The 10,841-nt window shown below is 40.8% G+C and carries 12 protein-coding genes, 1 tRNA gene and 1 pseudogene; all 14 read right to left on the bottom strand.

Annotated elements, in window-relative coordinates:
* Positions 1-265 precede the first annotated feature (265 nt).
* Positions 266-341: transfer RNA gene (locus ACJAT7_RS15525), tRNA-Lys, on the bottom strand.
* Positions 342-629: 288 nt separating this feature from the next.
* Entirely contained in the window at positions 630-1,367 is a 738-nt protein-coding gene (ybgF, locus tag ACJAT7_RS15530) for a tol-pal system protein YbgF (RefSeq protein WP_415227712.1), read from the bottom strand.
* Between the two features lie 9 nt (positions 1,368-1,376).
* Positions 1,377-1,925, bottom strand: coding sequence for a peptidoglycan-associated lipoprotein Pal (pal, locus tag ACJAT7_RS15535; protein WP_415227713.1), 549 nt, complete (start codon positions 1,923-1,925; stop codon positions 1,377-1,379).
* A 44-nt stretch (positions 1,926-1,969) separates the two neighbouring features.
* The gene (tolB, locus tag ACJAT7_RS15540; protein WP_415227714.1) at positions 1,970-3,283 is read right to left on the bottom strand and encodes a Tol-Pal system beta propeller repeat protein TolB; all 1,314 of its coding nucleotides are present in this window, start codon (positions 3,281-3,283) and stop codon (positions 1,970-1,972) included.
* An 11-nt stretch (positions 3,284-3,294) separates the two neighbouring features.
* Positions 3,295-4,254, bottom strand: coding sequence for a cell envelope integrity protein TolA (tolA, locus tag ACJAT7_RS15545; RefSeq protein ID WP_415227715.1), 960 nt, complete (start codon positions 4,252-4,254; stop codon positions 3,295-3,297).
* Positions 4,244-4,684: a protein TolR gene (gene tolR / locus ACJAT7_RS15550; RefSeq protein ID WP_415227716.1), complete on the bottom strand. Its 441-nt coding sequence runs from the start codon at positions 4,682-4,684 to the stop codon at positions 4,244-4,246. The genes tolA and tolR overlap by 11 nt, the downstream gene beginning before the upstream one ends.
* A 7-nt stretch (positions 4,685-4,691) precedes the next feature.
* The gene (gene tolQ / locus ACJAT7_RS15555; protein ID WP_415227717.1) at positions 4,692-5,375 is read right to left on the bottom strand and encodes a protein TolQ; all 684 of its coding nucleotides are present in this window, start codon (positions 5,373-5,375) and stop codon (positions 4,692-4,694) included.
* Positions 5,365-5,769, bottom strand: a complete 405-nt coding sequence (ybgC, locus tag ACJAT7_RS15560) for a tol-pal system-associated acyl-CoA thioesterase (RefSeq protein ID WP_415227718.1) — start codon at positions 5,767-5,769, stop codon at positions 5,365-5,367. Before ybgC ends, tolQ begins: the two co-directional genes overlap by 11 nt.
* 321 nt (positions 5,770-6,090) lie before the next feature.
* Entirely contained in the window at positions 6,091-6,219 is a 129-nt protein-coding gene (gene cydX / locus ACJAT7_RS15565) for a cytochrome bd-I oxidase subunit CydX (protein ID WP_415227719.1), read from the bottom strand.
* 19 nt (positions 6,220-6,238) lie between these two features.
* Positions 6,239-7,378: a cytochrome d ubiquinol oxidase subunit II gene (gene cydB / locus ACJAT7_RS15570; protein ID WP_415227720.1), complete on the bottom strand. Its 1,140-nt coding sequence runs from the start codon at positions 7,376-7,378 to the stop codon at positions 6,239-6,241.
* Between the two features lie 9 nt (positions 7,379-7,387).
* Positions 7,388-8,962, bottom strand: coding sequence for a cytochrome ubiquinol oxidase subunit I (locus ACJAT7_RS15575; RefSeq protein WP_415227721.1), 1,575 nt, complete (start codon positions 8,960-8,962; stop codon positions 7,388-7,390).
* A 96-nt stretch (positions 8,963-9,058) separates the two neighbouring features.
* Positions 9,059-9,202, bottom strand: coding sequence for a hypothetical protein (locus tag ACJAT7_RS15580; RefSeq protein ID WP_415227722.1), 144 nt, complete (start codon positions 9,200-9,202; stop codon positions 9,059-9,061).
* 299 nt (positions 9,203-9,501) lie between these two features.
* Positions 9,502-10,509 carry a Holliday junction branch migration DNA helicase RuvB gene (gene ruvB / locus ACJAT7_RS15585; protein WP_415227723.1) on the bottom strand — a complete coding sequence of 336 codons (1,008 nt, stop codon included), beginning with the start codon at positions 10,507-10,509 and terminating at the stop codon, positions 9,502-9,504.
* A gap of 2 nt (positions 10,510-10,511) precedes the next feature.
* Positions 10,512-10,841, bottom strand: a pseudogene (locus tag ACJAT7_RS15590) (Holliday junction branch migration protein RuvA); the annotation flags it as partial.

The raw sequence follows: 10,841 nt of genomic DNA on the forward strand, positions 1-10,841 counted from the left end.
GGCCCGAATATTTTTCGGTCTTACTATTTACGTCGAAGGTTATACCTTTGACTCTTATCAACACAAGTGGATTAAAATTCAACTTCTAAACCAACTGAGCTAACGGCCCGAATATTTTTCGGTCTTACTATTTACGTCGAAGGTTATACCTTTGACTCTTATCAACACAACTGGATTAAAATTCAACTTCTAAACCAACTAAGCTAACGGCCCGAATATACTTTTCGGTCTTACTAAAAAACATTTACTTTTACATAAGTAAAAGTGGTGGGCCGTGAAGGATTTGAACCTTCGACAAATGGATTAAAAGTCCACTGCTCTACCAACTGAGCTAACGGCCCGAATATTTTTCGGTCTTACTATTTACGTCGAAGGTTATACCTTTGACTCTTATCAACACAACTGGATTAAAATTCAACTTCTAAACCAACTTAGCTAACGCCCGGATCTTTTCGGTCTTACCATCAACAACTATTTAATATGAACTTGGTCACACTTCGCTATCAACTGCGGCGTATACTATACAATATTTTCGATATCGCAACAAAAAACCGTACTTTTTCGTTTGTTTGCTGAGAAAATAAACAAAATAGGGAGCAATATATGCCAACACTTACTATTAGGTTATTTTATAACCCGGTCAGCCGTTTTTCAGCTAAACCTGCGGCGGATGAATCTGGGTACTCTTTTAATACTTTTTTATAAAACTCATTAGCTGAGGCAGCCTCACCCAAATACTCATCAATAATACCAATTTTAAATAAGGCGTCAGGACGTTTATTTGAATCTGGGAATTTCTCTGTGACGATCAGAAAGGCAGCTCTTGCTTCCTTACGTTTCCCCTGTTTGTATAACAGTTGCCCTAACCAATATTGTGAATTAGCAACGTAAGCAGACTTGGGATAGGTAACCACAAAGGTTTCAAATGCACTAATAGCCAGATCATATTCTTTATTAACAAGTACCAGATCAACCGCGCTCTGATAAGCACTTTTTTCATTATCATTTTCAGCACCAGCCGTAACAGATCCGTTATCGACAACTGCCTTTACAGTGGGTTTATTTTGATCTTCAATCAGTTGATATAAATTGCGTTGGCGATTTTCAATCTGATCTATTTTATGGTTAAAAAGAGCGATGCTCCCTTTGACTTGGTTCATCTCTTGAGAGAGTTCAACAAGTTGATTTTGCATACGCATCTGCATTTTATTACGCGCCTCTAATAGGCGGGTAAGCTCCTGCAACTGTTTTTCAATCTGTGTATTACTTTTGCTCACCGTTACGTCATTAACAGGCGCGGCAGCAAAAACTGGCACGGATAAAAAAGCGGCCATAAGAATGGCCACATTATAATTTATTTTTTTCATACTCAATAATTAGTATGTTAGCTCTGCACGGCGGTTTTCAGCCCAAGCAGCAGAGTCGTGAGAAAAGTTAACAGGTTTTTCTTCGCCGTAACTTACAATACTAATTTGGCTTGATGCAACACCCATATTTTCTAAGTAAGTGGAAACAGCTGAAGCACGACGTTCGCCCAGTGCAATATTGTATTCCGGCGTACCTTTTTCATCAGAATGGCCTTCAATAGTCAATAATTTACCAGGGTTTTTAACTAGAAATTTAGCATGTGCATCTAAAATTTTAGCGTATTCAGGCTTGATCATCGCATTATCAAAATCAAAATTGATAGTCGTTTCTAAAATAGCGGCGCTGTATTCTTGAACCATTAACTCTTCATCAGTTAATGTTACTGCTTCAATAACATCTGTTTGTACTGTGTTATCACCTGTTGCTTCAGTTGCGCTTTCTTCTGTTGTCGCTTGAGTTGTTGATTCAGACTCTGTATCAGCAGTCGAACTACACGCGCCTAACGCCAACATTGGTAGTGCAATCAACAAGCTTTTTGAAATCATCGTTAAATTCATTTTATTACCTTATTTTATGGTTAATTATTTTCTGGTTAATTATTTTAGTTTAAAAATGGAGACCATGCAGGAGATTTAATATCACCATTTTTTGCTGGAATATTCGCTTTAAAGCGACCATCCATAGATACCAACGCCAAGCCCTGGTGCCCTTGAAAAATAGTGCTGTAAATAATCATACTACCATTAGGTGCAACACTGGGTGATTCATCTAGATGAGTTTTTGTTAATGTTCTCAACTCACCAGACTTTAGGTTTTGCACTGCAATTTTATAATTTCCGTTATGGCGACTTACTAACACAAGACTATCACCATCAGGGGTAATTGTGCCACCTAAATTAAGTTCACCCTCCCATGTTAAACGTTTTGTTTTACCTGATGCGAGCTCAATTTGATAAATTTGCGGCCTTCCCCCTCGTTCCGAGGAAAAAACAACACTTCTCCCATCGGGTGTCCAGCCGGGTTCAGTATCAATAACACGGTTGTTAGTAACACGGTGGAGTGCTTTACTGGCTATATCTAACGTATAGATCTCAGGTTGCCCATCTTTTGATAAGACCAATGCCAATTTTTTTCCATCAGGCGACCAACTGGGCGCCCCGTTTATCTTTGGGAAAGAGGTTATCAACTCACGTTTTTGACTATATAAATCTTGTATATATATTTGTGAACGGCGTTTTTCAAAACTGACATACGCCAGTTTCCGGCCATCAGGAGACCAAGTTGGCGACATAATTGGCTGTTTAGAACGTAATACCAGTTTTTCACCATGACCATCATAATCGGAAATACGCAGCTGATAAGGGTGGCTGCTTTGCCGATCTACTGCAACATAAGCTAAGCGCGTTAAGAATGCGCCCCTCACACCAGTTAATTTTTCATAAACGACATCACTGATTCGGTGGCTATATTGACGTAATTGTTCTGCTGTCGCTGTGCTACGACGCTTATCCAGAACCGGACTGTATTCAGCCAGTCCGACATTGCCTTTAACAACATCGAGTAACTCATAAGTTATAGTAAATTTACCGGCCTCATCGGCAGGTTTTATTTCGCCCATCACAATCGCTTCAACACCCATTTTATGCCACAAAGCATAATCGATATTGTTGCTCGTTGAGGGGGTTTTAGCCATTTTATCAATGGAGAGCGGACTAAACTGACCGCTGCTTTGTAAATCAGCCGAAATAATTTCTGAAATATGTTCTGGTTTTTTGCCTGCGCCTGACCATTTGAAGGGGATAACAGCAATCGGCCTTGCACTGTTCACCCCTTCCGTAATCAATATTTCTAAACGGGCAGAAGCTTGCATGGTCATAACAAGCATTGAAAATAATAATAAAAAACGTGCTAACATATTGATGTTCCTTAAAAATCAGGTTCTAGTTTGATATTGAAATCACGGAACTGTGATGCAATTTCAGCATCATCAGGAATAGGCAGGGTTTTCGCTTTTAAGACTGCGCGTTTAGCTGATTCGCACACTTTAAGATCACCGCTAACCTGTTTAACATCTCTAACAAATCCATCACTAGCCAAACGAATAGTTAATGTACAGGTTTTACCCTTCATATCCGGTTCAACTTGCCAATTACGGCTAATTTTATTTTGAATCAGTGCTGTATAACGTGCAATTTCAGAAAGTTGCTTGGAACTTTGAGCACTTGAAAATGAATCTTCAAATTCAGCTGCCATCTGTTTATCAAGCTCATTCTGACGTAACCGTTCTGCCTCTGCATCCGCTTTACGTTTAGCCTCTTTTTCCGCTAGAATATTCGCCTCTTTAAGCGCTTTTTCTTTCGCTACTTTCGCTGCTTGAATTCGTTCTGACTCGATTCGCTTACGTTTTTCTTGCGCCAACTTTTCTGCTTGCACACGCTCAGCTTTTTCTTTTTTAGCTTTGGCATCAGCCAGTTTTTTAGCTTTATCCGCCACTTGTTTTGCTTTTAACTGCTTAGCAGCTAACGCCTTTTCAGCCTGAACTCGTTCAACTTCTCTCTTTTTACGCAATACTTTCTGTTTTTCGTCCTTGATGCGATCCGACTCGATCTTCTTACGTTTTTCTTCTGCTTGTTTTTTTTCCCGTTTTAAACGTTCCTGCTCTTGCCGAGCCTTATCTTGGGCTCTTTTTTCTGCCAACTTCTGATCATCTTTACGTTGAGCTAAGTCATCAAACATTTTCTGACTCACCACGGAGGCATTAATGATGGGTGTTTGCGGCTTTTCCTTGGGCAGGGAAAAATCAACATTCATCAGCAATATTCCGCCAAGAATAAGGTGCAGTGACAATGCGCTAATAAATGCTATCCATACTGAGCTATTTTTCATTATTGTCCGGCTCAGTCATTAAACCAAGTGAAGGTACACCTGCCTCTTGCAATAGAACCATTAAATCGATAACACGTTTGTAAGCAACATCAGCGTCGCCTTTTACCACAAATTGTGCATTCGGATCTAACGCTAGCTGTGCGCTGACTAGCGCACTCATCTCCTGAGCATCGAGCGGTGTTTCAACGCTTTCGCCTACACTTAGAAAATAACGTCCCTGCTTATCAATTGAAGCAATTAAAGGCGGTTTACTATCATCAGGCAAAGACTGGGCTGCCGCTTGCGGTAAATCAACTTTTACCCCTTGCGTTACCAGTGGTGCGGTAACCATAAAAATAATAAGCAGTACCAACATAACATCGATATAGGGTACAACGTTAATTTCCGCAACAACGCGACGTCTTTTGGGACTACGATATGAGTATTGCATACGCTTCCTATTCGCTGTCAGTCATAGATTGACGATGTAAAATAGAGGTAAACTCTTCCATCAGATTAATATAAGCAGTTTCTAGCTTGCCAACTTGTGTGGAAAAGCGGTTATATGCCATTACTGCAGGGATCGCAGCAAATAAACCCATCGCAGTCGCTATCAATGCTTCAGCGATACCAGGTGCGACCATAGCCAGTGTCGCCTGTTGCACTTCACCTAATGCAATAAACGAGTTCATAATTCCCCAAACCGTACCGAACAAGCCGATATAAGGACTAATAGATCCCGTCGTCGCTAAGGACGCGAGCCCCGTTTCTAAGTCATCAATTTCTCTTGATAGAGTAACGCGCATGGTACGATGAGCACCTTCTGTGACACTATCAACACTACGCCCCGGCATACGGTGTAGCCGTGAATACTCTTTAAAACCGCTATAAAATATTTTTTCTCCGCCTACAATGCGTTCACTACGTGCGGCAGTCTCTTTATATAACCGACTTAAGTCCTGCCCTGACCAGAAACGCTCTTCAAAATGTGTCAAAGATTTTTTGGCAGCATTAAGCATTCTGGTACGTGAAAAAATCAATGTCCATGAGTAAACAGACATTCCTAACAATAACAACATAACAAATTTCACAAGCCAACTTGCTTGTAAAAACAGACCTATAATAGATATATCAGCTTGCACGGGATATTACCTCGATGATTTCAGCTGGAATAGCTGTGGGTTTCATTTTCTTTAAATTGACACAGGCGATTAGAGTCGTTGCTTGGCAAAGAAGTTCCCCACTCTCATGGGTAATTTGTTGCTTAAAAAGCAAGCTTGCTTTGCGCAAAGAAACAACCTCTGTGTTAACACTAATAAGCTCATTAAATCGGGCTGATTTAATACAATCCATTTCCACTTTTTTTACTACAAATGCAATGTTTTCTACCAATAAAAGATCTTGTTCAATATTAAATTCGCGCAAAAATTCAGTCCGTCCACGCTCAAAAAATTTTAAATAATTTGCATAATAAACGATGCCACCGGCATCTGTATCTTCATAATAAATTCGTACGGGCAATGTTGAAATTAACACACTGTTTTTCCATTTACAAAATTTAGCTCTAGGCTACTAGAAATAGCCATTATTGTCGACATAACTGTCATTTTTTCTATTTTATAATCAAAAAAAAGGCGCTTATCCGCCCCATCCATTAGTCATTTACAACAGTTTGCTTAGCCGAACATTGTGATCATAAAAGAGCATAAAATAAACCATCCTCTAATGCCGACTTGTTGTCTGCGATATGATTGGGATTGACCAATAATAAAGCACTTAACAATAACGCCAGCATCAGAGAAACAAACCGCGCAAATGCGGCTGTAAAGGGTTTATGAAGAAAATTATGCAAGATTATTAATCTGCATCGTTTTCCGCTTGCTGTGCTTCTTTTTCATTGGTTTCGAGCTGTTCTAACCACAAACCGTTAATAATACCAAATGAACAGGCCAATAAAACACCTAATATCCACGCAAAATACCACATAGAATTCTCCTAAAATTAATTAATATGCTGAATTTTTATTTTTCGCCATAAACTCTTTGCCTAGACGACCAAACATTTTCAGGTAACACCAAGTGGTGTAAAACAGAATAATAGGCAGAAAAATAGCCGCCGCCATGGTCATCACATTAAGTGTTTTCTCACTGGAAACCGCATCCCAAACAGTAAAACTGAAGTTTGGATCTATGCTTGATGGCAAAATAAACGGGAACGTACTAAACCCATAGGTCAACAACACGCCCACTAGGGTAATGCTGCTGCAGAAAAAGGCAAAACCACTACGGTTATATTTGCTCGCAATCCAGGTTAATAAGGGGAAGAACAAGCCAACTGCAGGTGCAATCATAGTTAGCGGGTACTTATCATAATTTGCTAACCATGCGCCGGGCTGTAACGCTGCCGTCTTTAATAACGGATTTGCCGGGCCACCGAGAGAGTCGATTGAAGTGATCACATAGCCATCAATGCCGTTAGCGACCCACACGCCCGCTAATGCGAATAAAACGATCGCAGTAGGCGCGCAGATAAGCGACACTAATCGAGCGCGTTGACGTAGTGCTCCTTCTGTTTTCATTTGTAACCAGGTTGACCCCTGCAGCACAAATAAGGTCAAACTAAACACCCCGACCAATAACGCAAAGGGGTTAAGCAGATCTAAAAATCCACCTTGGTATTGTGAGCGTAGAAAGTCATCCAGTATAAATGGCACACCTTGCAATAAATTACCAAAAGCCACACCGAAAATAATCGGTGGGACAACACCTCCGATAAAGATCCCCCAATCCCAACTGTTTCTCCAGCGCGGATCTTCAATTTTACTGCGGTAATCAAACCCCACCGGACGGAAAAACAGTGCAAACAGCGTCAGCATCATGGCCACATAAAAACCGGAAAAAGCAGTGGCATAAACAGCAGGCCAAGCCGCAAAAATAGCCCCCGCACCTGTAATAAGCCAAACCTGATTGCCATCCCAATGCGGTGCAATACTGTTGATCATAATACGCCGTTCATCATCGTCTTTACCGATAATAGGGATCAGTGCACCCACCCCCATATCAAAACCATCAGTGATAACAAAACCAATCAGTAAAATACCAATCAGTAACCACCACAACATTTTTAACGTTTCGTAATCAAACATAATAAACTCCTATCCCTGCTGTTTGTTTTTCGCGCTATCGTCTAATTGCTCGAAGTGATATTTACCCGTTTTTAAACTACTTGGCCCTTTGCGCGCGAAGCGGAACATTAGGAACATTTCAATCACTAATAACACAGTATAAAAAGTAGCAATTGAGATAATACTAAACAAAACCGTCTCCCTGCTAAGTGTCGACACGCCCATATGTGTCGGCAATATTTCTGCAATCGCCCAAGGCTGACGGCCATATTCTGCAATAAACCAACCGGCTTCGATAGCAATCCAAGGTAATGGGAGACTATATAAACAAATTCTATGGAAAAATTTGTTTTTACCTATCTGGCTACGTGCAGATTGATAAAACGCAAACAAGAAAATAAATAGCATAGCGATACCTGCGCCGACCATGATCCGGAATGACCAGAACAGAGGCGCAACGCCAGGTATACTGTCATTTACCGCCATCTGAATTTGCTCTTCGCTGGCATCTATCACATCAGGGGCATATCTTTTAAGTAGTAATCCATAACCCAGGTCAATTTTAGTCGCTTCAAAGGCGGCAATATTCTGTTCAGATTTATCACCCGAACGTAATTTTTGTAACAAGCCATACGCTATCATACCGTTACGAATACGCAGTTCATGCTGAACCATCAAGTCTTTAAGGCCGATCACTTGTTTGTCAATTGAACGTGTCGCGATAATACCTAGTGCATAAGGTATCTTAATCGCATAGTCAGTGCGCTGCTCTTCTTGATTCGGCAGGCCAATCAAATTAAAAGCGGCCGGTGCTGGGTGTGTTTCCCACTCAGACTCAATCGCGGCTAATTTTACTTTCTGTACATCACCCACTTCATAACCACTTTCATCACCCAATACAATTGTTGATAAAATCCCTGCAGTACCAAATGCAGCAGCAATCGCGAAAGAGCGTTTAGCAAAAGGGATATCACGCCCTTTAAGTAGATAATAAGAACTGATCGCCAATACAAACATTGCGCCCGCGACATAACCAGATGCAACGGTATGAACAAACTTAACTTGCGCAACCGGATTAAATACAAGTTCGGTGAAGCTGGTCATTTCCATACGCATGGTTTCGTAGTTAAATTCTGCACCAACTGGGTTCTGCATCCAACCGTTTGCAATCAGAATCCATAACGCAGACATACTTGAACCAAGCGCAACTAAACATGTAGACGCAAGATGCTGTAATTTAGTCAGTCTGTCCCAACCGAAGAAAAACAGTCCAACAAATGTTGATTCCAAAAAGAAAGCCATCATCCCTTCTATCGCCAGCGGGGCTCCAAAGACATCACCCACATAATGCGAATAATAAGCCCAGTTAGTGCCAAACTGGAACTCCATGGTTAATCCGGTGGTCACGCCGATCGCAAAGTTAATACCAAATAACTTGCCCCAAAACTTGGTCATATCCTTGTAAACTTCTTTTTTAGTCATCACATACAGTGATTCCATGATCACTAACATCCATGCCAAACCAAGGGTAAGCGGCACAAATAAAAAGTGGTACATGGCAGTCATTGCAAATTGAAATCGCGACAAATCAACTATGTCATCCATTGTTTTCTCCTAAGTTAAAAAATTGTAAACTGCTAACCGTTTTATTCTGTTTTGACTGCGTTATTGTGCTGACTTCGCCGATTGCGTTTTTTCTATCTAAGTTACCTCAGCAAACAGATGATCTTCATTAAAAGGCACCGGATTAGAAAAATAGAAATATTTAATAGTAAAGATCACCATCACTTTAATTATTAACGGAATCGAAAAAATGCCTTCCAGCGGTAACCATGTTTTGAACATTGTCAATTCCAGCACAAAAAACAGACTCAATTGTTAAGCGAATGTTAATTACCACGCGGGCGCAGAGCGTTTTTTAACACGTCATTAACATCAATCACTTATAATTAGTATTTGCTTATTTATACTTAAAAACTTGACTTGGATCAAGCTTTTAATCTTGCTATTAATATCCAGATTTAGCAAATAGAGGAATGTTTTATTGGCATAATGAGATTACTCGGTGGAGTCTGCGGCCCTACTTTAGCAACAGGAAGCGGGAGATAATTGGCAACAATAATACGCTATCACTGCCGATTATTTTATGATTGAGGTTTATCAAAACCGAAGTGCAGATAAGTTCGGTTAGTCGCTATCCGTCCCCTTGGAGTACGTTGTAAAAATCCCTGCTGAATCAAGTACGGCTCCAGTACATCTTCAATGGTTTCTTTCTCTTCGCCAATGGCGGCCGCTAAATTATCTAAGCCAACGGGGCCCCCCTGAAAAGTATCTAAGATTGCCATCAGCAGTTTTCTATCCATATAATCAAAACCTTGATTATCTACTTCAAGCATATCCAGCGCTTGTTTGGCGATATCATCATTGATCATCGTTACTTTTTTTACCTGCGCGTAATCTCGTACTCTACGTAACAAACGGTTGGCAATACGTGGCGTACCGCGCGCACGCTTAGCCATTTCAATTGCCCCCGATCTGTCCATAGTCAACCCAAGGTGTCTGGCACTGCGCTGCACTATATGGGTTAATGATTTCAGATCGTAATACTCAAGTCGCTGGACAATGCCAAAACGGTCGCGCAGTGGTGAGGTTAACGATCCGGCACGCGTGGTTGCTCCAATGAGTGTAAAGGGAGGTAAATCGAGTTTAATCGAGCGCGCGGCCGGCCCTTCCCCAATCATGATATCAAGCTGATAATCTTCCATCGCCGGATATAAAATTTCTTCAACAATGGGACTTAACCTGTGTATTTCATCAATAAATAACACATCATTTTCTTCAAGATTTGTTAATAGTGCAGCCAAATCGCCTGCTTTTTCTAAAATAGGTCCGGAAGTGGTTTTGATATTTACATTAAGTTCGTTAGCAACGATATGCGACAGCGTGGTTTTACCCAATCCTGGCGGGCCAAAAATAAGCAGATGATCCAGTGCTTCATTACGTTGCCGCGCAGCTTCGATAAAAATCTCCATCTGCGTATTAACCTGTGGCTGACCTTCATAATCGGCTAATAATTTAGGACGAATTGCACGGTCAATAAACGTGTCATCAACTTTTTCCGTGCCAGAAATAAGGCGATCTTCTTCAATCATTTTTATACCATGCTTTTAAGTGAACTGCGGATCAGAGACTCACAATCCATACCATCCTGATAAATTTTCTTAATCACTTTTTCTGCGACTGCAGGTTTATAACCTAACGCGATCAATGCACTTATCGCTTCATCTTTAGCATTATCATTATCAGTAATAACAGTATGTTCAAAGTCCATTTTTTCTGAGTCTGGTGTCAATAAGTCTGAACCGACCCAGTTTTTAAGGCGATCCTTCATCTCCACCACTAACCGCTCAGCGGTCTTTTTTCCCACACCCGGCAATTTAACCAGCGCGGTTAGTGCGTCATTATGGATACATTGCACGAACTG

The sequence above is a fragment of the Psychromonas sp. genome, assembly GCF_047632995.1.
In the GTDB taxonomy this organism is placed as follows: Bacteria; Pseudomonadota; Gammaproteobacteria; order Enterobacterales; family Psychromonadaceae; genus Psychromonas.

Excerpts from the sequence above, each read along its gene's own strand:
- ruvB (WP_415227723.1), bottom strand. The coding sequence starts at position 10,509 with ATGATTGAAGAAGATCGCCTTATTTCTGGCACGGAAAAAGTTGATGAC.
- cydB (WP_415227720.1), bottom strand. The coding sequence starts at position 7,378 with ATGTTTGATTACGAAACGTTAAAAATGTTGTGGTGGTTACTGATTGGT.
- pal (WP_415227713.1), bottom strand. The coding sequence starts at position 1,925 with ATGAATTTAACGATGATTTCAAAAAGCTTGTTGATTGCACTACCAATG.
- tolB (WP_415227714.1), bottom strand. The coding sequence starts at position 3,283 with ATGTTAGCACGTTTTTTATTATTATTTTCAATGCTTGTTATGACCATG.
- ACJAT7_RS15575 (WP_415227721.1), bottom strand. The coding sequence starts at position 8,962 with ATGGATGACATAGTTGATTTGTCGCGATTTCAATTTGCAATGACTGCC.
- ACJAT7_RS15580 (WP_415227722.1), bottom strand. The coding sequence starts at position 9,202 with ATGTTCAAAACATGGTTACCGCTGGAAGGCATTTTTTCGATTCCGTTA.
- tolR (WP_415227716.1), bottom strand. The coding sequence starts at position 4,684 with ATGCAATACTCATATCGTAGTCCCAAAAGACGTCGCGTTGTTGCGGAA.
- tolA (WP_415227715.1), bottom strand. The coding sequence starts at position 4,254 with ATGAAAAATAGCTCAGTATGGATAGCATTTATTAGCGCATTGTCACTG.
- cydX (WP_415227719.1), bottom strand. The coding sequence starts at position 6,219 with ATGTGGTATTTTGCGTGGATATTAGGTGTTTTATTGGCCTGTTCATTT.
- ybgF (WP_415227712.1), bottom strand. The coding sequence starts at position 1,367 with ATGAAAAAAATAAATTATAATGTGGCCATTCTTATGGCCGCTTTTTTA.